24 protein-coding genes are annotated in these 25,092 nt (G+C 60.3%); 1 reads left to right on the top strand and 23 read right to left on the bottom strand.

The window, feature by feature from the left end; genetic code table 11:
* Window positions 1-44 precede the first annotated feature (44 nt).
* From GTQ41_RS08165 to GTQ41_RS08095, 15 genes are all read right to left on the bottom strand, one after another.
* The gene (locus tag GTQ41_RS08165) at window positions 45-437 is read right to left on the bottom strand and encodes a DUF2802 domain-containing protein (protein WP_047292574.1); all 393 of its coding nucleotides are present in this window, start codon (window positions 435-437) and stop codon (window positions 45-47) included.
* Window positions 438-923: a chemotaxis protein CheW gene (locus GTQ41_RS08160; RefSeq protein ID WP_003222936.1), complete on the bottom strand. Its 486-nt coding sequence runs from the start codon at window positions 921-923 to the stop codon at window positions 438-440.
* A 90-nt stretch (window positions 924-1,013) separates the two neighbouring features.
* Window positions 1,014-1,964: a CheW domain-containing protein gene (locus tag GTQ41_RS08155; RefSeq protein WP_047292572.1), complete on the bottom strand. Its 951-nt coding sequence runs from the start codon at window positions 1,962-1,964 to the stop codon at window positions 1,014-1,016.
* Between the two features lie 118 nt (window positions 1,965-2,082).
* Window positions 2,083-2,871, bottom strand: coding sequence for a ParA family protein (locus tag GTQ41_RS08150; RefSeq protein WP_047292570.1), 789 nt, complete (start codon window positions 2,869-2,871; stop codon window positions 2,083-2,085).
* Window positions 2,872-2,914: 43 nt separating this feature from the next.
* Entirely contained in the window at window positions 2,915-3,805 is an 891-nt protein-coding gene (gene motD, locus GTQ41_RS08145) for a flagellar motor protein MotD (RefSeq protein WP_003222931.1), read from the bottom strand.
* Between the two features lie 15 nt (window positions 3,806-3,820).
* Complete coding sequence (locus GTQ41_RS08140; protein WP_007967839.1) at window positions 3,821-4,561, bottom strand: flagellar motor protein; 741 nt, start codon at window positions 4,559-4,561, stop codon at window positions 3,821-3,823.
* Entirely contained in the window at window positions 4,561-5,697 is a 1,137-nt protein-coding gene (locus tag GTQ41_RS08135) for a chemotaxis response regulator protein-glutamate methylesterase (RefSeq protein WP_041072948.1), read from the bottom strand. The genes GTQ41_RS08140 and GTQ41_RS08135 overlap by 1 nt, the downstream gene beginning before the upstream one ends.
* A 49-nt stretch (window positions 5,698-5,746) precedes the next feature.
* The gene (locus tag GTQ41_RS08130; protein WP_047292568.1) at window positions 5,747-8,026 is read right to left on the bottom strand and encodes a chemotaxis protein CheA; all 2,280 of its coding nucleotides are present in this window, start codon (window positions 8,024-8,026) and stop codon (window positions 5,747-5,749) included.
* 54 nt (window positions 8,027-8,080) lie between these two features.
* Complete coding sequence (locus tag GTQ41_RS08125) at window positions 8,081-8,869, bottom strand: protein phosphatase CheZ (protein ID WP_027613919.1); 789 nt, start codon at window positions 8,867-8,869, stop codon at window positions 8,081-8,083.
* Window positions 8,870-8,887: 18 nt separating this feature from the next.
* Window positions 8,888-9,259: a chemotaxis response regulator CheY gene (locus GTQ41_RS08120; RefSeq protein WP_003183998.1), complete on the bottom strand. Its 372-nt coding sequence runs from the start codon at window positions 9,257-9,259 to the stop codon at window positions 8,888-8,890.
* A 167-nt stretch (window positions 9,260-9,426) separates the two neighbouring features.
* Entirely contained in the window at window positions 9,427-10,167 is a 741-nt protein-coding gene (gene fliA / locus GTQ41_RS08115) for an RNA polymerase sigma factor FliA (RefSeq protein ID WP_007920004.1), read from the bottom strand.
* Complete coding sequence (fleN, locus tag GTQ41_RS08110) at window positions 10,164-10,994, bottom strand: flagellar synthesis regulator FleN (RefSeq protein ID WP_003222917.1); 831 nt, start codon at window positions 10,992-10,994, stop codon at window positions 10,164-10,166. The genes fliA and fleN overlap by 4 nt, the downstream gene beginning before the upstream one ends.
* 113 nt (window positions 10,995-11,107) lie before the next feature.
* The gene (gene flhF, locus GTQ41_RS08105) at window positions 11,108-12,448 is read right to left on the bottom strand and encodes a flagellar biosynthesis protein FlhF (protein ID WP_047292565.1); all 1,341 of its coding nucleotides are present in this window, start codon (window positions 12,446-12,448) and stop codon (window positions 11,108-11,110) included.
* Between the two features lie 11 nt (window positions 12,449-12,459).
* Window positions 12,460-14,589 carry a flagellar biosynthesis protein FlhA gene (flhA, locus tag GTQ41_RS08100; RefSeq protein ID WP_041072957.1) on the bottom strand — a complete coding sequence of 710 codons (2,130 nt, stop codon included), beginning with the start codon at window positions 14,587-14,589 and terminating at the stop codon, window positions 12,460-12,462.
* Between the two features lie 402 nt (window positions 14,590-14,991).
* Window positions 14,992-18,123: an Ig-like domain-containing protein gene (locus GTQ41_RS08095; protein WP_047292562.1), complete on the bottom strand. Its 3,132-nt coding sequence runs from the start codon at window positions 18,121-18,123 to the stop codon at window positions 14,992-14,994.
* Window positions 18,124-19,020: 897 nt separating this feature from the next.
* Here GTQ41_RS08095 and GTQ41_RS08090 point away from each other — a divergent pair.
* Window positions 19,021-19,380 (top strand): hypothetical protein, encoded by a 360-nt coding sequence (locus GTQ41_RS08090; RefSeq protein ID WP_047292560.1) that lies wholly within the window; start codon window positions 19,021-19,023, stop codon window positions 19,378-19,380.
* A gap of 242 nt (window positions 19,381-19,622) precedes the next feature.
* Here GTQ41_RS08090 and flhB read toward each other — a convergent pair whose 3' ends face one another.
* The 8 genes from flhB to fliL are packed head-to-tail and all read right to left on the bottom strand — an operon-like array spanning window position 19,623 to window position 25,028.
* Window positions 19,623-20,762 carry a flagellar biosynthesis protein FlhB gene (gene flhB / locus GTQ41_RS08085; RefSeq protein ID WP_047292558.1) on the bottom strand — a complete coding sequence of 380 codons (1,140 nt, stop codon included), beginning with the start codon at window positions 20,760-20,762 and terminating at the stop codon, window positions 19,623-19,625.
* Between the two features lie 3 nt (window positions 20,763-20,765).
* Window positions 20,766-21,551 (bottom strand): flagellar biosynthetic protein FliR, encoded by a 786-nt coding sequence (gene fliR / locus GTQ41_RS08080; protein WP_047292556.1) that lies wholly within the window; start codon window positions 21,549-21,551, stop codon window positions 20,766-20,768.
* A 3-nt stretch (window positions 21,552-21,554) separates the two neighbouring features.
* Complete coding sequence (gene fliQ / locus GTQ41_RS08075; RefSeq protein WP_041072975.1) at window positions 21,555-21,824, bottom strand: flagellar biosynthesis protein FliQ; 270 nt, start codon at window positions 21,822-21,824, stop codon at window positions 21,555-21,557.
* Complete coding sequence (gene fliP, locus GTQ41_RS08070; RefSeq protein WP_047292554.1) at window positions 21,821-22,579, bottom strand: flagellar type III secretion system pore protein FliP; 759 nt, start codon at window positions 22,577-22,579, stop codon at window positions 21,821-21,823. The genes fliQ and fliP overlap by 4 nt, the downstream gene beginning before the upstream one ends.
* Window positions 22,579-23,031, bottom strand: a complete 453-nt coding sequence (gene fliO, locus GTQ41_RS08065; protein WP_047292553.1) for a flagellar biosynthetic protein FliO — start codon at window positions 23,029-23,031, stop codon at window positions 22,579-22,581. The genes fliP and fliO overlap by 1 nt, the downstream gene beginning before the upstream one ends.
* Window positions 23,032-23,493: a flagellar motor switch protein FliN gene (fliN, locus tag GTQ41_RS08060; RefSeq protein ID WP_196302417.1), complete on the bottom strand. Its 462-nt coding sequence runs from the start codon at window positions 23,491-23,493 to the stop codon at window positions 23,032-23,034.
* Between the two features lie 53 nt (window positions 23,494-23,546).
* Window positions 23,547-24,515 carry a flagellar motor switch protein FliM gene (fliM, locus tag GTQ41_RS08055; protein ID WP_003222890.1) on the bottom strand — a complete coding sequence of 323 codons (969 nt, stop codon included), beginning with the start codon at window positions 24,513-24,515 and terminating at the stop codon, window positions 23,547-23,549.
* Window positions 24,516-24,524: 9 nt separating this feature from the next.
* Window positions 24,525-25,028, bottom strand: a complete 504-nt coding sequence (gene fliL / locus GTQ41_RS08050) for a flagellar basal body-associated protein FliL (protein ID WP_041072981.1) — start codon at window positions 25,026-25,028, stop codon at window positions 24,525-24,527.
* Window positions 25,029-25,092: the final 64 nt, after the last annotated feature.

Raw genomic sequence — 25,092 nt, 5'->3', positions numbered from 1 at the left:
CAATGCAGGAGCTGCCGCAGGCTGCGATCTTTTGATCTTCAGCTTCAGCTTCTGTGTAGCTTGCGCATCAACTCCGCCTCAGCCTGGGTCAAGCCACAGGACTGAGTCAGCTCATCGACACTCGCGCCCATGCCCACCAGTTTCGCCGCCTGGGCGAACGACAGGCTCGACGGGTCGCGCTGTTCCAGCGCCACAATCTTGTCCGGCAACGGACCAACGACCGAGCGCAGCTCGTGCAGGGCTTCGCCCATGCGCACGTTGCCGTTCTGGTAGTCGTCGACGCGCTTGGCCAGGTCCTTGATGCGCTGATCACGCAGCGCATCGCCCTGAGCCTGTTGCGCCGCGATCACCCGCTGGGCCTTGATGTACGCCAGAAACATTGCCAGCGTGCCTGCCCAGAACAGAAACACGACAATGACCGCAACTTCGAGAATCAATCAGATGCTCTCCAGTTCCGACCATTCTTCTTCGCTCATCATCTTGTCCAGCTCGACCAGGATCAGCAACTCGTTGTTCTTGTTGCACACGCCCTGGATGAACTTGGCCGACTCTTCGTTGCCGACGTTCGGCGCGGTCTCGATTTCCGACTGACGCAGGTAAACCACTTCGGCCACGCTGTCGACCATGATCCCGACCACTTGCTTGTCGGCTTCGATGATGACGATACGGGTGTTGTCGCTGATCTCGCCACTGTTCAGGCCGAAGCGCTGACGGGTGTCGATCACGGTGACCACGTTACCGCGCAGGTTGATGATGCCCAGCACGTAGCTTGGCGCACCCGGTACCGGAGCGATTTCGGTGTACCGCAGGACTTCCTGCACGCGCATCACGTTGATGCCGTAGGTTTCGTTGTCCAGCTTGAAGGTCACCCATTGCAGGATCGGATCTTCAGAACCTTTTGCATTCGTCGCCTGACTACTCATACCCTGACCCCTCGAAAAAACCGCACTGGGCGGTGTGTGTTCTGTGTGGAGGCATTGAAAAATGCCATCGCCTGATTGTTATGTCGGCTGCTATGTCGATTTATGTAGCGGCTTGTGGCCGCCCATGTGCTTTGCCCCGCCGCTGGCGATCAACTCGGCCAGCGCGGCTACATCAAGTAATGCACACATGTGCTCTATCACCGTGCCGGCGAGCCATGGCCGCTGACCCCGGTGACTTCTCCATTTGATTTCATTCGGATCCAGACGCAACGAACGGCTGACCTGATGCACCGCCAGGCCCCATTCGTAACCTTGTACCGAAATCACGTACTGCAGGCCCTGACGGAAGTCATCGCGATAGCGATCCGGCATGACCCAACGCGCGGTGTCCAAGACTTTCAGATTGCCGGCCTGGCTCGGCAGAATCCCGAGGAACCATTCCGGCTGCCCGAACAGCGGCGTCAACTCGTGGCCGGCCAGCGAATAGATCGAGCCCAGGCACACCAGCGGCACCGCCAGCGTCAGCCCGGCGACATCGAACAACAGGCACTCGAACGCTTCGGCAGCCCAGGCCGGACGGCCATCGGTGTCCACCGGGGGCGGCGTATTGCTCGGTGGCAGGTGAACTTCCACCACCGGCGGCACCCGCGTCTGCTCGACGGGTGCCGGCGCAACCGGCGCAGGTTCGGTCACAACCGGTTCCGGCGCGGTTTTCAGCAATTGGGTTTGCAGCAGCGGGGCGAGCGTCGAAACCGGCGCGCGCGGCGGCTCGGCTTGTTCGATCAGCGCCACCGGCGCCTTGGCGATCGGTGCGGCGACAGGCGCGACAACCGGGGCGGCAGGTTTGGCGGCTTTCTGCGCATCACGCGCTTGCTCTTCCAGTACCGCGGCCTGGAACTCGTCCAGCGCCTCAGAGCTTTCGATCACCTCGACCGGCGCCTCGAGTGGCGGCAACTCGTCAGGAACATCCTGCAGCAAGCTGTCCAGATAGGACTGCAGCGCCAGTTGCGGCTTCGACGTCAACTTCAGCGGCCGATTCATACGCCCCCCCCTGTAGGAGCTGCGGAACGCTGCGATCTTTTGATCTTTTCAGAAGCACCACAAAGCAAGATCAAAAGATCACAGCCTGCGGCAGCTCCTACACGAAGAGAGATCATGCTCAAGCCACCTGCGGAACAAGTTGTTGCGCCAGCAGGTGCTTGAGCAAGGCGCGGTACGCCAGCACACCACGACTCTTGCCGTCAAATTGCGAAGGCGTGACCCCGGCCCGGCTGGCGTCGCGCAAACGGGTATCGACCGGGATGTAACCCTGCCAGATTTCGTCGGGGAATTTGTCGCGCAGCACGCGCAAGGTGCCCAGCGACGCCTGGGTGCGGCGGTCGAACAGGGTTGGCACGATGCTGAACGGCAGCGCCTGTTTGCGCGAGCGGTTGATCATCGCCAGGGTGTTGACCATGCGCTCCAGGCCTTTGACGGCCAGGTGCTCGGTCTGCACCGGGATCACCAGTTGTTGGCTCGCGGCCAGGGCGTTGACCATCAGCACGCCGAGCAACGGCGGGCTGTCGATGATCGCGTAATCGAAGTCCTGCCACAGTTGCGCCAGACTCTTGGCGATCACCAGGCCCAGACCGCTTTGCCCCGGCGACTGGCGCTCGAGGGTGGCCAGTGCGGTACTCGACGGCAACAGAGAAATGCGTTCGTCGCTGGTCGACAACAGCAACTGCCCGGGCAAACCCTGCGGCACGCTGCCCTTGTGCAGAAACAGGTCGTAGTTGCTGTGTTCCAGGCTGTCGGGGTCGTAGCCGAAATAGCTGGTCATCGAGCCGTGCGGGTCGAGATCGACCACAACCACGCGCTTGCCCGCCTCCGCCAGCAACCCGGCTAAAGCGATGGAAGATGTGGTTTTACCGACACCACCCTTTTGATTGGCGACTGCCCAGACTCTCATTCGGTTCGTTCCTCCCGGCCGAGATCCTCGACCGAGACATGGCTCAGCGTATTAATGCGGGCGACGGAGAATTGACGGCACTCTCGCGTCCCGGCGTCTTGACCGGGGTCGGTGCAGTTTGTGTGCCAGCACGCTTCAATGCCGCGTCCGGTTGCGCATTGGCGGTTCCGGTCCCCGTCAGACTGCGGCGCACATCGAGGTTGCGCGACACCACCAGCACCACGCGACGGTTTTTCGCCCGGCCTTCGGCGGTGGCGTTATTGGCTACCGGCTGAAACTCACCGTAACCCACCGAGGCCAGACGCCCGGGGTTCACGCCCTGCATCGCCAGCATGCGCACGATGCTCGCCGAACGCGCCGAGGACAGTTCCCAGTTGGTCGGGTATTGCGCGGTGCGGATCGGCTGATCGTCGGTGAAACCTTCGACGTGGATCGGGTTGTCGAACGGTTTGAGGATCGCCGCGACCTTGTCGATGATGTTGAAGGCGATGTCGCTCGGCATCGCGTCGCCACTGCCGAACAACAGGCTGGAGTTGAGTTCGATCTCGACCCACAACTCATTGCCGCGCACGGTCATCTGGTTGGAAGCAATCAGGTCGCCGAACGCGGCACTGATGTCATCGGCAATGCTTTTCAGCGGATCGCTGGCCCCGGCGATACCGGCATCGACCTGCTCGCTGTCCTTGACCAGCGGCTTGGCCGGGGTCACGGTTTTCGGTCGTTCCTCACCAATCGGAATCGGCTTGAGCGAACGATCGGAGTCGGTGAAAACCCCGATCAGCGCTTCGGAAATGACTTTGTATTTGCCTTCGTTGATCGACGAGATGGAATACATCACCACAAAGAACGCGAACAACAGCGTGATGAAATCCGCGTAGGACACAAGCCAGCGCTCGTGATTAACGTGTTCTTCCTGATGCCTGCGGCGAGCCATAGTCCATTACCCCCATCAATCCATGAAGCCCTGAAGCTTCAGCTCGATAGAGCGAGGGTTTTCACCTTCGGCGATCGACAAAATACCTTCCAACAACATTTCGCGATAACGCGACTGCCGCAACGCGATTGACTTGAGCTTGGCCGCCACCGGCAGCAACACCAGGTTGGCACTGGCCACGCCGTAGATGGTCGCGACGAATGCCACGGCAATACCGCTGCCCAATTGCGTCGGATCAGCGAGGTTGCCCATCACATGGATCAGGCCCATCACCGCACCGATGATGCCGATGGTCGGCGCGTAGCCGCCCATGCTTTCGAAAACTTTGGCCGCTTCGATGTCGCGGGCTTCCTGGGTGTAGAAGTCCACTTCGAGGATGCTGCGGATCGCTTCCGGCTCGGCGCCGTCGACCAGCAGTTGCAGGCCCTTGCGCGAGTAGTTGTCGGGTTCAGCATCGGCGACGCCTTCCAGGCCGAGCAGGCCTTCCTTGCGCGCGGTGAGGCTCCAGTTGACCACGCGGTCGATGCCGCCAGCCAGATCCACCCGTGGCGGAAACAGGATCCAGGCGAGAATCTGCATGGCGCGCTTGAAGGCGCTCATCGGCGATTGCAGCAGCGCTGCACCGATGGTGCCCCCGAGAACAATCAGCGCCGCCGGGCCGTTGGCCAGCGCGCCGAGGTGACCGCCTTCAAGGAAGTTGCCGCCGATGATGGCGACGAACGCCAGGATAATCCCGATAAGGCTTAAAACATCCATCAGATACACGCCTCGACAATGTGCTTGCCGATGTCGTCCAGGCCGTAGACCGCGTCAGCCAGATCGGCTTTGACGATGGCCATCGGCATGCCGTAGATCACGCAGCTTGCTTCGTCTTGGGCCCATACCGAGCTGCCGCCCTGCTTGAGCAGACGCGCGCCTTCACGGCCGTCGGCGCCCATGCCGGTGAGGACCACCGCCAGAACTTTGTCGCCGTAGGACTTGGCCGCCGAACCGAAGGTAATGTCCACGCACGGCTTGTAGTTCAGACGCTCGTCGCCCGGCAGGATTTTCACCGCGCCACGGCCGTCAATCATCATCTGCTTGCCACCCGGGGCCAGCAGCGCCAGGCCCGGACGCAGGATGTCGCCATCCTCGGCTTCCTTGACGCTGATGCGGCACAGCTTGTCCAGACGCTCGGCAAAGGCCTTGGTGAACGCCGCCGGCATGTGCTGGATCAGCACGATCGGCGCCGGGAAGTTTGCCGGCAACTGAGTCAGCACCCGTTGCAGCGCAACCGGACCGCCCGTGGAGGTACCGATGGCAACCAGTTTGTAGGCTTTGCGTTTCGGAGCCGGCGACGACGCGCTGGCGGCTGGCGCGCGAGCAGGTGCTGGAGCCGGCGCCGGACGCGTCGGAGCAGCAGTGCTGTGGCTGCTGAAACTCGAAGCCGCCGGGGCTGGCGCAGGCGTCGGTGCAGCGGCCGGAGCCGGCGCACTGTAGGCACTGAAACGACGATTGCTGCGCGAGATGCTATGGACCTTCTCGCACAGCAGTTGTTTGACCTTCTCCGGGTTACGCGAGATGTCTTCGAAATTCTTCGGCAGGAAATCCACCGCGCCAGCGTCCAGCGCATCCAGGGTCACCCGGGCGCCTTCGTGGGTCAGCGAGGAGAACATCAACACCGGGGTCGGGCAGCGTTGCATGATGTGCCGCACGGCCGTGATGCCATCCATCATCGGCATCTCGTAGTCCATGGTGATCACGTCCGGCTTGAGGGCCAGGGCCTGATCGATCGCCTCTTTACCGTTGGTGGCCGTGCCGACCACCTGGATGCTCGGATCCGCTGAAAGAATTTCCGAGACGCGGCGGCGGAAAAAACCCGAATCGTCCACCACCAGGACTTTGACTGCCATAAACACTCCATTAGGTGCAGCGGGACGTCATCGCCCCGCTGCCCCGGATTCAAATACGCTTCGTCGCGTAACGCTTGAGCATGCTTGGAACATCGAGGATCAGCGCGATGCGGCCGTCACCGGTGATGGTGGCGCCGGACATGCCCGGAGTGCCCTGCAGCATTTTGCCCAATGGCTTGATGACCACTTCTTCCTGGCCGACCAGTTGATCGACGACGAAGCCGATCCGCTGGGTGCCCACCGACAGGATCACCACATGGCCTTCACGCTGCTCTTCGTGAGCGGCGGAGCTGACCAGCCAGCGCTTGAGGTAGAACAATGGCAGCGCCTTGTCCCGCACGATCACCACTTCCTGGCCATCCACCACGTTGGTGGTCGACAGGTCGAGGTGGAAGATTTCGTTGACGTTGACCAGCGGGAACGCAAACGCCTGATTGCCGAGCATCACCATCAGGGTCGGCATGATTGCCAGTGTCAGCGGCACCTTGATGACGATCTTCGAGCCCTGGCCCTTGGTCGAGTAGATGTTGATCGAACCGTTGAGCTGGGAAATCTTGGTCTTCACCACGTCCATGCCGACACCACGGCCGGACACGTCGGAGATCTCGGTCTTGGTCGAGAAACCCGGGGCGAAGATCAGGTTGTAGCACTCGGTATCGCTCAGGCGATCGGCCGCGTCCTTGTCCATCACACCGCGTTTTACCGCGATCGAACGCAGGACGTTCGGGTCCATGCCCTTGCCGTCGTCGGAGATCGACAACAGGATGTGGTCGCCTTCCTGCTCGGCCGCCAGTACCACGCGACCGCCACGGGCCTTGCCCGAAGCTTCGCGTTCTTCCGGCGACTCAATGCCATGGTCGACCGCGTTGCGCACCAAGTGGACCAGCGGGTCGGCCAAGGCCTCGACAAGGTTTTTGTCGAGGTCGGTTTCTTCACCCACCAGTTCCAGGTTGATCTCTTTCTTGAGCTGACGCGCCAGGTCACGAACCAGACGCGGGAAGCGCCCGAAGACCTTCTTGATCGGCTGCATCCGGGTCTTCATCACCGCGGTCTGCAAGTCCGCCGTGACCACGTCGAGGTTCGACACGGCCTTGGACATCGCTTCGTCGCCGCTGTTGAGACCCAGGCGCACCAGGCGGTTACGCACCAGCACCAGTTCGCCGACCATGTTCATGATTTCGTCGAGACGCGCGGTATCGACCCGCACGGTGGTCTCGGCTTCGCTGGCCGGTTTTTCCGGCGGCGGTGCAGCGGGCGCACGGGCCGGAGCCGGTGCAGCAGCGGCAGCCGGTTTCGGCGTTTCGGCTTTCGGTTCAGGCTTGGGTGCCGCTTTTGGCGCAGCAGCCGGAGCGGCAGCCTTGGCGGCAGGCGCAGCCACGGTCGACGCGGTGCCCGCAGCAGCGGCGCCAACGTCAGTGAACTTGCCTTTGCCGTGCAATTCGTCGAGCAGCGATTCGAACTCGTGATCGCTGATCAGATCGCTGCCGGCAGCGGCGGCCGCCGGTGCGGCAGGCGCCGCCGGTGCCGCAGCAATAGCCGATTCCAGTGCTTCGACGGCGAAGTTGCCCTTGCCGTGCAACTGATCGAGCAGTGCTTCAAATTCGTCGTCGGTGATGTCCGAGCTGTCACCCGCCGCCGGTGCCGCTGGAGCAGCCGCAGTCGGTGCGACGGCGTCTGGCGCGAACTGGCCTTTGCCGTGCAGTTGATCGAGCAACGACTCGAATTCGGCGTCGGTGATTTCATCGCTGGCGGCCGCATCGGCAGCCGGCGCAGGCGCAGCAGCGGCCGGGGCTTCGGCTTCGGCCTTGACGGCGTTCAGCGAATCCAGCAGCTGTTCAAATTCGTTATCGGTGATGTCGCCCGAATCGTTCGAATCGCCTTCGACGACCAGCTCTTCGATCATCTCGGCCACCGGCGAAGCCGGGGCTTCGTCGGCCGATTGCGGTTCGGCCAGACGCGCCAGCGCGGCCAGCAGTTCCGGAGTGGCGGCCGTGATCGGTGCACGTTCACGGACTTCGCTGAACATGCTGTTCACCGCGTCCAATGCTTCAAGCACCACGTCCATCAGTTCTGCATCAACGCGACGTTCACCCTTGCGCAGGATGTCGAACACGTTTTCGGCGATGTGACAGCACTCCACCAGCTCGTTGAGCTGAAGGAAGCCGGCGCCCCCTTTTACAGTGTGGAAACCGCGAAAAATTGCGTTGAGCAGATCTGCGTCATCCGGGCGGCTTTCCAGCTCGACCAGTTGCTCGGACAGTTGCTCAAGAATCTCGCCGGCCTCAACCAGGAAATCCTGAAGGATCTCTTCATCGGCGCCGAAGCTCATTAATGGGGTGCTCCTACAGGTCTAAAAACCCAAAAAACCTAAAATTCCAAAACTCTAGAATCCGAGGCTGGATAACAAATCGTCCACATCGTCCTGACCGGACACAACGTCTTCTCGTTTATCGGCATGAATCTGCGGACCTTCACCCTGCGAGAGATGTTTTTGTGGATCTTTTTCTGCAAGCATCGCGGCACGGTCGTGTTCGATGCCCGCAAAGCGGTCAACCTGACTGGCCATGAGGACGAGTTTGAGCAAATTGCTTTCGACTTCGGTGACCAGCTGGGTCACACGCTTGATCACTTGACCGGTGAGGTCCTGGTAATCCTGAGCCAGCAGGATGTCGTTCAGGTTGCTCGACACCGCACGGTTGTCCGTGCTGCTGCGTGACAGAAAACCGTCGACCCGGCGCGCCAGTTCGCGGAACTCTTCAGCCCCGACTTCACGACGCATGAAGCGGCCCCAATCGGTGCTCAGCGCCTGGGCTTCTTCAGCCAGGCCATTGACCACCGGGGTCGCGCTTTCCACCAGATCCATGGTGCGGTTGGCCGCGGCTTCGGTCAGCTTGACCACATAGCCCAGGCGTTCGGTGGCGTCGGTGATTTGCGACACTTCCTCGGCCTGCGGCATGTGCGGATCGATCTGGAAGTTGACGATCGCACTGTGCAGTTCGCGTGTGAGCTTGCCCACTTCCTGATACAGGCCACGGTCACGGGTCTGATTGAGCTCATGGATCAGTTGCACAGCGTCGCCGAACCTGCCTTTTTCAAGGCTCTCGACCAGTTCGACCGCGTGTTTTTTCAGGGTCGATTCGAAATCGCCCTGTGAAGATTCGTTATGCTCCATAGCTCCCCCGCGCGTTCATCAGCCGATGCGTTCGAAAATCTTCTCGATTTTTTCTTTCAGCGCCTGAGCCGTGAAAGGTTTGACCACGTAGCCGTTGACGCCGGCCTGGGCCGCTTCGATGATCTGCTCGCGCTTGGCTTCGGCAGTCACCATCAGCACGGGCAGGTGCTTGAGTTTTTCATCGGCACGCACGTGGCGCAGCAGGTCGATACCGGTCATGCCCGGCATGTTCCAGTCCGTTACCAGAAAGTCGATGCTTCCGCTGTTGAGCACCGGAATGGCAGTGGTGCCATCGTCGGCCTCGACGGTGTTGGTGAACCCCAGATCACGCAGCAGGTTCTTGATGATCCGCCGCATCGTTGAGAAGTCATCAACGATGAGGATTTTCATGTTCTTGTCCAATTCGACCTCCAAGCAGTCTTAAACGCGCCCAGCACCTGGACGCGCCATTTCAATCAATCCGGCAAAGCACTCGATGACTGTCTGGAGCACAACAGAGCAAGACCGGTGCCGTTCATCACCGCACCAGCCTCGTTCGCAGTGTCCCCACACTGCCTTCAGCGCGCTCGCCACTCCCCCAAACGCCCCCGCAAACGGGCCGCGCACTGGCTGTGTAACTGGCTGACCCGCGATTCACTGACGCCAAGGACTTCACCGATTTCCTTGAGGTTCAGTTCTTCGTCGTAGTACAGCGCCAACACCAGTCGCTCACGCTCCGGCAAATTGGCAATCGCGTCCGCCAGCGCAGCCTGGAAGCGTTCATCTTCCAGATCGCGTGACGGCTCAAGATGAGCACTGGCGCCATCCTCGTGCAGCCCTTCGTGTTCGCCGTCCTGCAGCAGGTCGTCGAAACTGAACAGCCGGCTGCCCAGGGTGTCATTCAAAATCCCGTAGTAATCATCGAGACTCAATTGGAGTTCGGCCGCAACCTCGTGATCTTTAGCATCACGGCCGGTTTTAGCTTCAATTGAGCGAATTGCGTCGCTGACCATACGGGTGTTGCGGTGAACCGAGCGAGGTGCCCAATCCCCTTTGCGCACTTCATCGAGCATCGCGCCGCGGATCCGGATGCCCGCGTACGTTTCGAAACTGGCGCCTTTGCTGGCGTCATATTTGGTCGAGACTTCGAGCAGGCCGATCATCCCGGCCTGAATCAGGTCTTCGACCTGCACACTCGCCGGCAAGCGCGCCAGCAAGTGATAGGCAATGCGCTTGACCAGTGGCGCGTAACGCTCGATCAACTCGTACTGCGCGTCACGTGCCGATTTCTTGTAGTAGTTCATACCGCTGGCGGTCATAACACTGGCCCTGCCGTTTGCTGCACGAGGCGCTCGACGAAAAACTCAAGGTGCCCACGCGGGTTGGCAGGCAGCGGCCAGGTATCGACCTTCTGCGCGATCGCCTTGAACGCCAGCGCGCACTTGGAACGCGGAAAGGCTTCATAGACTGCTCGCTGCTTCTGCACGGCCTTGCGCACGCTTTCGTCGTACGGCACCGCGCCGACGTATTGTAAGGCGACGTCGAGAAAGCGATCCGTGACCTTGGTCAACTTGGCGAACAGATTGCGCCCTTCCTGCGGGCTCTGCGCCATGTTGGCGAGGACGCGGAAGCGGTTCATGCCGTAGTCGCGATTGAGCAGTTTGATCAGCGCGTAGGCGTCGGTGATCGAGGTCGGCTCGTCGCAGACCACCAGCAACACTTCCTGCGCCGCGCGCACGAAACTGACTACCGAGTCACCAATGCCCGCAGCGGTGTCGATCACCAGTACATCGAGATTGTCGCCGATGTCGCTGAACGCCTGAATCAGACCGGCATGTTGCGCCGGGCTCAGGTGCACCATGCTTTGGGTGCCGGAAGCGGCCGGCACGATGCGGATCCCGCCGGGGCCCTGCAACAGCACGTCGCGCAGTTCGCAGCGGCCTTCGATGACATCGGCCAGCGTGCGTTTGGGGGTCAGCCCCAGCAGAACGTCGACGTTCGCCAGCCCCAGGTCGGCGTCCAGCAGCATGACCCGACGGCCAAGCTCTGCCAGCGCCAGAGACAAGTTCACTGACACGTTAGTCTTGCCGACGCCACCTTTGCCGCCGGTCACCGCGATCACCTGTACGGGATGCATGCTGCCCATGTTATTTCTTTACCTTGTCTTGCATAGACGGAGGCCACATTACTGGCTGCGCGTTCACAACCGGAACAATGCATGGCAGACCATCGATGTAGGTACAAAAACTGTTCATTACCTCAGCCAACCTGCTTGGTCGGGCTGTGGTAGATATCAGCGAACATGTCAGCCATGGCTTCTTCGCTGGGTTCTTCCTGCATTTGCACGCTGACGGCGCGGCTGACCAGCTGATGACGGCGCGGCAGATGCAGATCATCCGGAATCCGTGGGCCATCGGTCAGGTACGCGACCGGCAGTTCATGACTGATCGCCAGGCTCAACACTTCGCCAAGGCTGGCCGTCTCATCCAGTTTAGTCAGGATGCAGCCGGCAAGCCCGCAACGCTTGTAACTGTGATAAGCGGCGGTTAGAACCTGTTTCTGGCTGGTGGTTGCCAGCACCAGATAATTTTTTGAACGGATGCCACGCCCGGCCAGACTTTCCAGCTGCATGCGCAGCGCCGGATCGCTGGCCTGCAGGCCGGCGGTATCGATCAGCACCACGCGCTTGCGCAGCAATGGATCCAGCGCCTGCACCAGCGACTGGCCCGGGTCGACGTGGGTCACCGGCACGTTGAGAATCCGCCCCAGGGTCTTGAGTTGTTCCTGCGCACCGATGCGGAAGCTGTCCATGCTGACCAGCGCGACATTCTGCGCGCCGTACTTGAGCACGTAGCGCGCAGCCAGTTTGGCCAGGGTGGTGGTCTTGCCCATGCCGGCCGGGCCGACCATGGCAATCACTCCACCCTCTTCCAGCGGCTCGACTTCCGGTACGGCAATCATCCGCGCCAGGTGCGCGAGCAACATGCGCCAGGCCTGACGCGGTTCTTCGATGTCAGTGATCATCGCCAGCAGGTCGCGCGACAACGGCCCGGACAGACCGATGCGCTGCAGGCGGCGATACAGATTGGCCTGTGCCGGACGGCTGCCTTGCAGCTGGTTCCAGGCCAGGGTGCCGAGCTGTACTTCCATCAGCTCACGCAGACTGTTCAATTCGAAACGCATCGAATCCAGCGCACGCGGATCGACACCCGCCGATGCCGGTGCAGGTGCCGGCGCCGGACGCGCCGGGGCGGCGTAGGTCGGTTCGCTCAACGGCTCGGCAGCGGTCAGTGGCAGGCCGGCCGTCAACGGCAGCCCGGCAAAGATCTGGCGATTGCTATTGCCATCGGCTTCGCCACGCAGGCTCAGTTCGGCCTGAGCGGTGACGATGCGCGACTGGGTCTTGCGCAGTTCGTCCTCGAGTTCCATGTTCGGAACCCGTGGCGCCAGCGCCGACAACTTGTAATCCAGCGCCGCCGTCAGCTCGACGCCGCCGGCAATGCGGCGGTTGCCAATGATGGCGGCATCAGCGCCCAGCTCATCACGAACCAGCTTCATGGCCTGACGCATATCGGCGGCGAAAAAACGCTTAACTTGCATAAACCACTACCTCAGCCGTTGGGCCCTACTGTCGCAACGATGGTCACTTGCTTGTTGTCCGGAATTTCCTGGTAGGCCAGCACGTGCAGCCCCGGGACGGCGAGGCGACCGAAACGCGAGAGCATCGCGCGGATCGGGCCTGCTACCAACAGGATCACCGGTTGACCTTGCATTTCCTGGCGCTGCGCCGCTTCGATGAGCGAACGCTGCAGCTTCTCGGCCATGCTTGGCTCCAGCAGAACGCCCTCTTCCGAGCCTTGTCCTGCCTTCTGCAGACTATTGAGCAATATTTGTTCCAACCTTGGTTCCAAGGTGATCACAGGCAGCTCGGAGTCAGTGCCTACAATGCTTTGGACGATGGCGCGGGATACGCCGACGCGTACGGCGGCCACCAAAGCGGCGGTATCTTGACTCTTGGCGGCGTTGTTGGCGATGGCTTCGGCAATGCTGCGGATGTCGCGTACCGGCACGTGTTCGGCCAGCAATGCCTGTAGCACTTTGAGCAATTGCGACAGCGACACCACACCCGGCACCAGCTCTTCAGCCAGTTTCGGCGAGCTTTTGGCCAGCAATTGCATGAGTTGCTGCACTTCTTCGTGGCCGATCAGCTCACTGGAGTGTTTGTACAGAATCTGGTTCAAGTGGGTTGCGACCACGGTACTGGCGTCGACCACGGTGTAACCGAGCGATTGCGCCTGCGCGCGCTGGCTGACTTCGATCCACACCGCCTCCAGGCCGAAAGCCGGATCTTTGGCGGTAATGCCGTTGAGCGTGCCGTAGACCTGCCCCGGGTTGATCGCCAGTTCTCGATCCGGGTAGATCTCGGCTTCGGCCAGGATCACGCCCATCAGGGTCAGGCGATAGGCACTCGGCGCCAGATCGAGGTTGTCACGGATGTGCACGGTCGGCATCAGGAAGCCCAGGTCCTGCGAGAGCTTCTTGCGCACGCCCTTGATCCGCGCCAGCAACTGCCCGCCCTGATTGCGATCCACCAGCGGGATCAGGCGATAGCCGACTTCCAGGCCGATCATGTCGATCGGCGTCACGTCATCCCAGCCCAGCTCCTTGGTCTCCATGGCGCGGGCCGGCGACGGCAGCAGTTCCTGCTGACGCTGAACTTCCTGCAGCGCCTGCACTTTGGCGACGTTCTGCTTTTTCCAGAACAGGTACGCGCCACCGGCGGCCAGTGCGGCCATGCTCAGAAACGAGAAATGCGGCATGCCCGGAACAAGGCCCATGACCGCCATCAGACCTGCCGCCACCGCCAGGGCTTTGGGCGAGGCGAACATCTGCCGGTTGATCTGCTTGCCCATGTCTTCCGAACCGGAAGCACGGGTCACCATGATCGCTGCCGCTGTCGATAACAACAGTGATGGCAATTGCGCCACCAAACCGTCACCGATGGTCAGCAAGGCGTACACCTTGCCGGCGTCAGCGAAGTTCATGTTGTGCTGGAAGATACCGACCGCCATGCCACCGATGAGGTTGATGAACAGGATCAGCAAGCCGGCAATGGCGTCACCCCGCACGAACTTGCTGGCACCGTCCATCGAACCGTAGAACTCCGCCTCTTGCGCGACTTCCTGACGGCGCGCCTTGGCCTGGTTCTGATCGATCAAACCGGCGTTGAGGTCGGCGTCGATCGCCATTTGCTTGCCGGGCATCGCATCGAGGGTGAAACGCGCGCTCACCTCGGAAATCCGCCCGGCACCCTTGGTCACCACGACGAAGTTGATGATCATCAGGATCGCGAACACCACGATACCGACCACGTAGTTACCACCGATCACCACTTCACCGAAGGCCTGGATCACCTTACCGGCGGCGGCGTGGCCGTCCTGCCCGTGGAGCATCACCACCCGCGTCGAGGCCACGTTCAACGCCAGCCGCAACAGCGTCGCCACCAGCAGAATCGTCGGGAACACCGCGAAATCCAGCGGCCGCAGCGCGTACACACAGACCAGCAGCACGACAATCGACAGGGCAATGTTGAAGGTGAAGAACACGTCCAGCAGGAACGGCGGCACCGGCAGCATCATCATGGCCAGCATGACCAGCAGCAACAACGGCACGCCCAGATTGCCTCGACTGAGGTCGGCAACATTCGAGCGAGCAGTGTTGAATAACTGAGAGCGATCCACCGGTTTTCCCCGTTCCTTTAAAGCAAACTTTTGACGCCCGAAGCAGGCGCACGGCGGCTATTGCAAGAAGCCTTCCAACTTTTGCCGGGGATTGAAATTGAAGTTTGTTTCGGGGAATTGTCTTGCCTGAAGCCGGGCGCCCTGGAGCCGACCGCAAAACAGACGCAGGACGGCTATCACCATTAGCGCAAGTGAACAAAAATCAGAAAAACCGCGCACTGACGAATTTATCAGGCAATCAAAATTTGCTCTGGCTTAATTTCACCAAGAAGCAAGTCGCGGCCCACCAGATAGCGCGGCCCCTTACGGACCGGCCTACCTCCTACCTCGACATACTCTTGCTCAGGACAGCCAAATGTCACGATTTCCTCAGGCTCATGAAAATGACACATGCCTGACTGACTACGTCGGGAAATACCCCATTACCCGAGAGCGAGTCGCCCCATCGGATAAAAGCACGTTGCGACTGCCCATTCTCCCGTCGCTCTCGAGCAACGAATGTTCGATCGCATACAAGTGCGGGTATGAAAGATTGACCGACACAAATCGCCCGTAATACAAGCCCCGCCCACCATAAATAGGCGTCACGTCAACAAAGTTGGTTTGCAAAATCCCCCATCCCATGGGTTGTCCACTGTTGTCCATGCTGACGGCACCGAATTGCATGAACCAGGCGCCGGCCTGGGCTGCGGTCATGAAGGTATCGTTCAATATCAGCCGGTGGACATTCATCACCCGCACCGGATAGGCCACCTGGTTTCCATCGGCATCCGTCACCGTGATGGTGGTTGATTGATTACTCAGCCCCGACACTTTGCCGTTGGCATCGACCGATGCTATGCCGGCATTGGCTGAACGATAGGTGTAAGGCGGCCGTCCACCCGTTGGCACGCGCACTTGCACGTTGTTGACGACCTCCAGCTCGCGTAATCCATACGCTGCGCCGCCCAACAGTTTCCAGCCATTCAAAAGCATCGGCTGAGTATCAATCGCCAATTTCTGTGTGACTTTGACGGTATACCGCGCCACCGGAAGCACCAGTGCCGTGCCCTCACCATCAGAGCTGCCCAGCGCTATTTTGCAGGTCACCTCACAGCCAGAGAGATCCTTCAGTTCAAAGAACCAGCTTCGCGCCGCCGTGACGCTGATGCCTTGAGTCACTTCTTCGGCAGTCAACGCGGTACCGGGGCGCAATACCAACGGCTCAACGCCCTCGCCGCTGACCATGATCCAGACGCGCTGCCCGACCTCGGCAATCGGCAGCGGCGGCTTGACCACGCATGTGAGGTCAGTCTGGATGATTCTCAGATCGATCAGCGGTACAGCACCGGCTTCGACGATATGCGGCCGAGTCAGGACGGGATCACCGTCACTGATTGTCTTGACCGTCAAATTCAACGGCCTGGACTGGACCGTCTTGCCATTTCTGAGCAGCTCGTAAAGAACTTCAACCCGTTTTCCCAGATTTTCCGCAATGAATGAAGGCCGCAGCACAAAGAATGCAACGTTGTCAGTATTCAACTGCTGAGGAGCAAACGTCGGTGAGCCATCTCCCGGCGCTCCTTTGACCAGCAAGCGCACTTGATCACCCGGGCGCGGGCTGGCCACATGGACACGCGCGCGGGCACCACCATTATTTTCCAGCGGGTCAAGTACGCCATCAGGCGCGCGCCGAACAGTTGGTGGCTGCAACGACTGCGCCGGGTCGCCGATATACAACTCGAGCAACGAGGATGATTGCGGCAGTTCGTCTGGCCGCTCGATCCACCAAAGCAGATTGAAGAACTGCTCCCGATAGAATTCGATAGCCTCGCCGTCCAGCCAGAACTCAAGGTCCTTGCCTGCCTGGGTTTGATCAATCGGCAACTTGTCCCGAAAAACCACCCCGCCCGCATCCCCACGACCTTCCACGTGCACCACATCGCCCAAGCGGGTATAGGCAGCCGCCGCAACTTGAATATCCGTGCCGTACGGCACCTGCGCAGGATTGAGCACACCGTCCACGGCCCCCCCAACCTGCGGCGCTGGCAAGACGGGTTTGAGTTCACCGATGCGCGCATTCGTCGCCTCGGAAACCAGCGCAGGATTCAACGTGGCGTGACTGACTTCAAAAGAGACAACGACCGACCCTCGATTCAATGGGGCGATGTCCTTGCCGGTTACGTTAAAGGCAATAGCCTGGCCGACCAATCGATCACTGACGTCGCGATACGTCTGATACAGGTGCGGACGCCCGGAAGCACTGGTTCCCAGCCACGTCAATGTGACTCTGAAGCCCTTTTTTATCCGGTCATCGGGACCGCACAACACCACAGTCCGGCTTAGCGCAGGATCCAGAGTGCCGCCCACCAGATCCGTTATCAGCGGCGCCGGCAGGCGCAAGGTCTTTCCTTGCAACGTAAAGACATAGATCTCTGAACGATTTTGCTCACCTTCAGCTTTGGTCCGCAGGTAATCCACTTGCACCTGGCCGGAAGCGCTGGCAAGCACAACGGAATTGGGAACTTTAAAAGACTGAATGCCGAGACGACTAATCGATTGCTCTTCACTGTGCTCGACCACTTCACCGCTTTGCGTTGTAGCTGCCCATCGAAGCAGTAGTTTCTCTTTCAGCGCAAAGCCGGGGCGCGTAATGATCTGAACCTCCAGGTCGTCGAATCCAACCTCATCAAGACTGACCCGATCTTCATAGGCGAGAGGAACGAATACCGGATCGAGCCAGTTGTTGTCTGGATCGCTGACGACGGTCGTACGCTCCGAAAAGTCGCTGACGTTCTCTACCTGATCTTCGATCTGATAGACCACCACCGCCGGATTCGCGGGGCTCGCATCCCGGATATTCTCTGGCGAAATGAAAACACTGATCTCTTTTCCGACCTCGCCCTCCAGCACCGTGTAGGGCGTGACAGCAATACCGTGGAAACGGAGTTTCAACTGGTCCCCTTTGGTCATGAAGGGCCAGGGAGGAATGATCGCCGTGACCCCCTCGGCAGCCACTTCCTCGTCAATGACCTGCCCGGGCTTCAACTGAAGTCGAGCCGGTTTGAGTCGTTGATGGCCGGGCAAGTCCGGCTCGGGATCGTTGCCGCCCGGCGGATCGATCTTGAACCAGACCTCGATCTGCGCCCCCTCGGGGGGCTGACCGCTTTTGCGCAGAATCTCGTAGCGCAAGGTATGCACGCCGGCCGGAACCTGATTCGCAGCGATGTGCATCACCACGTCGAGATTACCGTGATCAGCAGGCAACACCGACGTGGCAACCAGATTCTTATCGACGTACAGTCGAATCGTGTCCTCTTGCGCCATATTCAGATAAGCCTGAACCAGTACCCGAAGTCCCTTGGCACTCGTATAAAGCAAGGGGCGGTTGACCCCCACTTGCGCCGGGGGAAAATCGATACCTGTGAACTGCCCGGGGATATTGGGCGGGAACAGCGAAAAGAGCCCCAGACCTCCGCTGGAGTCAAAAGGGACAATGTCATGTTGTGTATCGTCAATTTCATCCGAAATCGGCATCACCATCAAACCAATCATTGCCCTGCTCCTGAAAAAATCTGTGGCGGCTTGCCAAGGATCTGGAGAGGCCATTGAAAACTTCACGACAACGTTCGACCACTGTCAGAACTAACAGGTACGTGCAGATTTCAGACAAACGGCACTGACACCGCGCCCACCTCATACCGGCGTCGCAGCGCAGGACGCAACCGGGGATCGCGCAATTGATAATGCTTGGGGAGCTGGCGGTGAATCGGGCGCTGGATAATCTGCAGTTGCCGCAGTAGAACGCTTCTCTGACCTCTGTAAGAACTGCCGAGGGCTCGGGCCGCGACCGGACGATCTTTCGCTTTTCAAAAGCCAGATCAAAAGATCGCAGCCTTCGGCAGCTCCTACACCGATCTTTGTAGGAGCTGCCGAAGGCTGCGATCTTTTGATTTTGTAGCCGTGCGGTGATTCATCGGGGAAATTGCGGCGCCTGGACTGACGCTTTCGCGAGCAGGCTCGCTCCCACAGTGGAAATGCATTCCAAATCCGGGAGTGAAATACATTCCGAATGTGGGAGCGAGCCTGCTCGCGAAGGGGTCAGTGCAGTCAGCGCAAATTGCTCTTTAAACTCTGGTGTTTAAGACACTTGAAGACACGCCTTTTGGGCTACACATCCTTGCGCCATTGCCTACAGCTAAGCCAGAATCTGCCGGCTTGTGCGCCTTGAGGTCGGGTTCTATTGTGGGTCGGTCGCTGATTGTTCAGTGATCGGGTTTAGCAGCCCGGATTTTTCTCTAGACGCACAAAGTCCGTTGCCGTTATGGCGGCTTTGCGTGGGGCACTTCGGTGCGCCGGGTTCTAGAGTCCTGGTCTGCTAACCCGCGTACAGCCGCCACCTCCTTCGTTAGCAGCGAACGGTGTCGGCCTCACCACTCTAGAGGCTTCACCATGATCAAACCAACACCCAACCCACCCGAAACCGACCCCACCTCCCCCTACGAATCCCTCGATTCAAAAAAACTCCACGAAGCGGCCGACCGCGCACTCGACCACTACCTCTGTGCCTCCGGATCTACCCCTCCGCCGCGCAGAACCCGCCGGATGTACGCCGTCACCGCCGACTTCAAAAACGAAGAACTGCTGGCCGATGCCTGCGAAACACTCGCGTCAGCCAGAACCATCGCCCACGACTTCGCCCACCTCATACCCGCCTCGCAGCGACGAACGCTGCTGGGCATCGCGCAATTGATCATGCTTGGGGAGCTGGCGGTGAATCGGGCGTTGAATAATCTGCAGTTGGCGGGCTAAGAAGGCAGACAAGAACCTGTGGCGAGGGGATTCATCCCCGATCGGCTGCGCAGCAGCCGCAAATCCTGAATCCTTGATATTTCGGGGATCGTGGCGGTAGGTTTTGGGGCTGCTGCGCAGCCCGTCGGGGATGAATCCCCTCACCACAATGACGGCGACGGGAACCAAAATATCATTGGGTCAGGCATAAAAAAACCGCCGCCCCGTCAAATCGGGGCGGCGGTTTTTTCATCACAGTGACGTCAGGAATCGCGCCGCAGATCCGGCGGAATCGGCAAATCGTCCTTGAGCGGATCCGGGCGTTTGCCCTTGCCGGCGCGGTACTGGCGGATCTGGTAGACGTAGGCCAATACCTGAGCGACCGCCAGGTACAGCCCACCGGGGATTTCCTGCTCCAGTTCGGTGGAGTAATAGATCGAGCGTGCCAGCCCGGGCGATTCGAGGAGCATGACGTTGTTGGCCACGGCGATTTCGCGGATCTTCAGCGCGAGGAAATCGCTGCCCTTGGCCAGCAGGACCGGCGCGCCACCCTTCTCCGAGTCGTACTTGAGCGCCACGGCGTAGTGGGTCGGGTTGGTGATGACCACGTCGGCGTCGGGAATCGCCGCCATCATCCGCCGCTGCGACATCTCGCGCTGGGTCTGGCGGATGCGCTGTTTGACCTCCGGCCGGCCTTCCTGATCCTTGTGCTCGTCGCGCACTTCCTGCTTGGTCATCAGCAGTTTCTTGTGGCTTTCCCAGAGCTGCACCGGCACGTCGACCGCCGCGATGATGATCAGCCCGCAGGCCAGCCACAGCGAACTCCAGCCCACCAGCGTCACGCTGTGAATGATTGCCTGCTCAAGCGGTTCATGGGCGATCCGCAGGAAGTCATCGATGTCGGCCGACAACACCATCAGGGCCACAAACAGCGTGATGATGAACTTGGCCAGCGCCTTGACCAGTTCGATCACGGCCTTCATCGAGAACATGCGTTTAAGGCCCGCAGCGGGGTTCATCCGGCTGAATTTCGGCGCCATGGAGCCGGCAGCGAACAGCCAGCCGCCGAGGGAGATCGGCCCGATCAAGGCGGCCAGCAACAAAGTAATCATGACCGGCTGGATCGCAACCAGGGCGATCTTGCCCGAAACCAGCAGGAAGGTGCCCATGGATTTCTCGTCCATGATCACTTCCCGCGAAAGGTTGAAATTGAGGCGCATCAGGTCCATCAACTCCTGCGCCAGCATGCCGCCAAAGATCAGCAGACCACCGGCGCCGGCAAGCATCACCGCCAGGGTGTTGAGCTCTTTGGAGCGGGCAATCTCACCCTTCTCACGGGAGTCCTTTTTGCGTTTCTCCGTGGGGTCTTCTGTTTTGTCCTGACCGCTTTCGCTCTCAGCCATGCCTCAGCGCGCCCGTGCCAGTTCGCGTAACAACTGCAAGGCCTCGGAGGCCAGCGGTTGATACTGGTTGAGGATGTCCGCCAGACCGACCCAGACGATGAACAGACCGAGCACCAGCGTCAGCGGAAAACCGATGGAGAAAATGTTCAGTTGCGGCGCGGCGCGGGTCATCACGCCGAATGCAATGTTTACCACCAGCAGCGCCGTGACCGCCGGCAACACCAGCAACAACGCCGCCCCGAGCACCCAACCGAGCTTGCCGGCCAGTTCCCAGTACTGCGCCGTCATCAAGCCGCCGCCGACCGGCAGCGTGGTGAAGCTCTCGGTGAGCACTTCGAAGACCACCAGATGGCCGTTCATCGACAGGAACAACAACGTCACCAGCATGGTGAAGAACTGGCCGATGACCGCCACCGAGACGCCGTTGGCCGGGTCGACCATCGAGGCGAAGCCCATGCCCATCTGGATCGCGACAATCTGCCCGGCCACGGCAAACGCCTGGAAAAACAGTTGCAGGGAAAACCCCAGCACCGCGCCGACCAGAATCTGCTCGCCAATCAGTAACCAGCCACTGAGCGCCAGCGGATTGACCGCCGGCATCGGCGGCAGCCCCGGGGCAATGCACACGGTAATGGCCACGGCGAAATACAACCGCACACGGCGTGACACCAGGGTGGTGCCGAACACCGGCATGACCATCAGCATCGAGGCGACACGAAACAGGGGCAACATGAACGACGCCACCCAGGTACTGATCTGGGTGTCGGTCAGCTGAAGCAGCGATTGCATGGCTTAGCCGATGACCATCGGGATGTTTTTGTAGAGCTGGATGATGTATTCCATGAACGTCTGCACGATCCACGGACCGCCCACAATCAGCGTCACCAGCATCACCAACAGACGCGGCAGGAAGCTCAGGGTCTGTTCGTTGATCTGCGTCGCGGCCTGAAACATCGCCACCAACAAGCCGACCAACAGACTCGGCACCACCAGAATCGCGACCATCAAGGTGGTCAGCCACAGCGCTTCACGAAAGATATCGACCGCCACTTCCGGCGTCATGGCGAAACACCTCCGAAGCTACTGGCCAGGGTGCCGATGATCAGCGCCCAGCCATCCACCAGTACAAACAGCATGATCTTGAACGGCAGCGAAATGATCAGCGGCGACAGCATCATCATACCCATCGCCATCAGCACGCTCGCCACCACCAGGTCGATGATCAGGAACGGGATGAAGATCATGAAACCGATCTGGAACGCGGTTTTCAGTTCGGAGGTAACGAACGCCGGCACCAGAATGGTCAGCGGCGCCTGATCCGGGGTGGCGATGTCGGTGCGCTTGGACAGACGCATGAACAGCTCCAGATCGCTGGTGCGGGTCTGGGCGAGCATGAAGTCCTTGATCGGTACCTGAGCCTTTTCCACCGCTTGCTGCGCGGTGAGCTTTTCCGCCAGGTACGGCTGCAGCGCATCGTTGTTCACCCGGTCGAACACCGGGGCCATGATAAACATGGTGAGGAACAGCGCCATGCCAGTGAGGATCTGGTTCGACGGCGTCTGCTGCAAGCCGAGGGCCTGACGCAGGATCGAGAAGACGATGATGATCCGGGTGAAACTGGTCATCAGAATCACGGCCGCCGGAATGAAGCTCAGGGCGGTCATGATCAGCAGGATCTGCAGGCTGACCGAATACTCCTGCGCGCCGTTGGCGTTGGTGCCCAGCGTGATCGCCGGAATCGACAACGGATCGGCGGCGAACGCCAACGGCGCGGCCAGCATCAGGGCCAGCGTCAAGACGATGCGTAGCGCAGCCATTACTTCTTATCCTTCTGATCCTTGCCGAGAATCTTCAACAGATGCTGGGCAAATTCCGGGGTCGCTTTTTCGCCGCTGCTCGGCACTTGCACCGGCTCCTTGAGCACATGCAGCGCGGTGATGGTGCCAGGACTGAGGCCCAACAGAATCTGCTCGTTGCCGACCTGCACCAGCATCAAGCGGTCACGCGGACCGAGCGCGCGGGAGCCGATCAGTTCGATCACCTGGCCCTTGCCCGCCGGCCCGGCCTGCTGCACCCGGCGCAGCAGCCAGGCGAGGAAGAAGATCAACCCCAGCACCAGCAACAGCCCGAAGACCAGTTGCGTCAGTTGCCCGGCCACGCCGCTGCTGACCATCGGCGCGGTGGCAGCAGGCACGGTGGTCGCCGTCGACGGCTCGGCGGCCAGCACGCTCAATGGCAATGCCAGCAATGCCCAGAGAAACCGTTTCACTCAGCGCAGCTTCTTGATGCGTTCGCTTGGGCTGATCACGTCGGTCAGGCGGATGCCGAACTTCTCGTTGACCACCACCACTTCGCCGTGCGCGATCAGGGTGCCGTTGACCAGCACGTCCAGCGGCTCGCCGGCCAGACGATCGAGCTCGATCACCGAACCCTGGTTCAGTTGCAGCAGGTTGCGGATGTTGATATCGGTGCTGCCCACTTCCATCGAGATCGACACCGGGATGTCGAGGATCACGTCGAGGTTCGGGCCATCCAGCGTCACTGGATCGTTGTTCTTCGGCACGCTGCCGAACTCTTCCATCGGCAGACGGTTTGAGCTTGCCGCGTCAGCGTCGGCGGCCAGCAGCGCGTCGATGTCAGCCTGGCTGCCATCACCGGTCTCTTCCAGGGCCGCAGCCCATTCGTCGGCCAGTGCCTGATCGTCCTGGGCGTTCATTTCGTCGTTCATCATTTGTCCTCGGCGGGCAACAATTCAGTTAAATGCGTGGGGGTGAGAGCGGCGCTTCAGCGCCGCTCGATCGGCTCGATCACCTGCAACGCGAGGTTGCCTTTGTGCGAGCCCATCTTGACCTTGAAGGCCGGTACGCCGTTGGCGCGCATGATCATGTCTTCCGGCATCTCCACCGGGATCACATCCCCCGGCTGCATATGCAGGATGTCGCGCAGTTTCAACTGGCGGCGGGCCACGGTGGCGCCGATCGGCACGTCGACATCGAGCACGTCCTGACGCAAGGCGTTGACCCAGCGCTCGTCCTGATCGTCGAGGTCCGACTGGAAACCGGCATCGAGCATTTCGCGCACCGGCTCGATCATCGAGTACGGCATGGTCACGTGCAGATCGCCGCCACCGCCATCGAGTTCGATGTGGAAGGTGGAGACCACGATCGCTTCGCTCGGGCCGACGATGTTGGCCATGGCCGGGTTCACTTCCGAGTTGATGTACTCGAAATTGACTTCCATGATCGCCTGCCAGGCTTCCTTCAGATCGACGAACGCCTGCTCCAGCACCATGCGCACCACGCGCAGTTCGGTCGGGGTGAATTCACGCCCTTCGATCTTGGCGTGACGACCGTCGCCGCCGAAGAAGTTGTCCACCAGCTTGAACACCAGTTTGGCGTCGAGGATGAACAGCGCGGTACCACGCAACGGTTTGATCTTGACCAGGTTGAGGCTGGTCGGCACGTACAGCGAGTGCACGTATTCGCCGAACTTCATCACCTGCACGCCACCGACGGCAACGTCCGCCGAGCGGCGCAGCATGTTGAACATGCTGATGCGGGTGTAACGGGCAAAACGCTCGTTGATCATTTCCAGGGTCGGCATGCGTCCACGGACGATGCGATCCTGGCTGGTCAGGTCGTAGCTTTTGACACTGCCGGGTTCGGCAGCGTTATCGGTCTGTACCAGACCATCGTCGACGCCATGCAACAGCGCGTCGATTTCATCCTGGGACAGCAGATCCTGCACGGCCATGTCGTGTTCCTACTGCAGTACGAAATTAGTGAAAAGCAACTGTTCGATCACCACTTTGCCCAGCTCTTTCTGCGCCACTTCCTGGACGCTGGCTGTGGCCTTCTGGCGCAACATCTCCTGGCCGACCGGGGTCGCCAGTGTGGCGAAATCCTGACCGGAGAAGAGCATCACCAGGTTGTTGCGGATCACCGGCATGTGCACTTTGAGCGCGTCCAGATCGGCCTGGTTACGCGCCAGCATGGTGATGCTCACCTGCATGTAGCGCTGACGGCCGTTCTGGTTGTAGTTGGCGACAAACGCCGGCGCCATCGGCTCGAAAATCGCCGGCTGCTTGCCGACCGGCGCGGTCTCGGCCGCGGCGGCAGGCTTGCTCTGAGCACTGTGCATGAAGTACCAGGTCGCGCCCACGGACACACCGATCGCCAGCAGCAGAGCCACCACGATCAGGATGATCATCTTGAGTTTGCCTTTGGTCGCGGGGTCTTTTACAGCTGCTGCTTCGCTCTTCGCCATGCCAATAATCCGTCACTAATCGGGTTTTCACAGTCGCACGGCAAGGCAAGAGCAAGTGTTATGC

The sequence above is a fragment of the Pseudomonas sp. AN-B15 genome (assembly GCF_019056475.1).
GTDB lineage: Bacteria > Pseudomonadota > Gammaproteobacteria > Pseudomonadales > Pseudomonadaceae > Aquipseudomonas > Aquipseudomonas parakoreensis.
The sequence above is the reverse complement of the archived record's forward strand: the minus strand, read 5'-3'. Positions and strand labels throughout refer to the sequence as shown.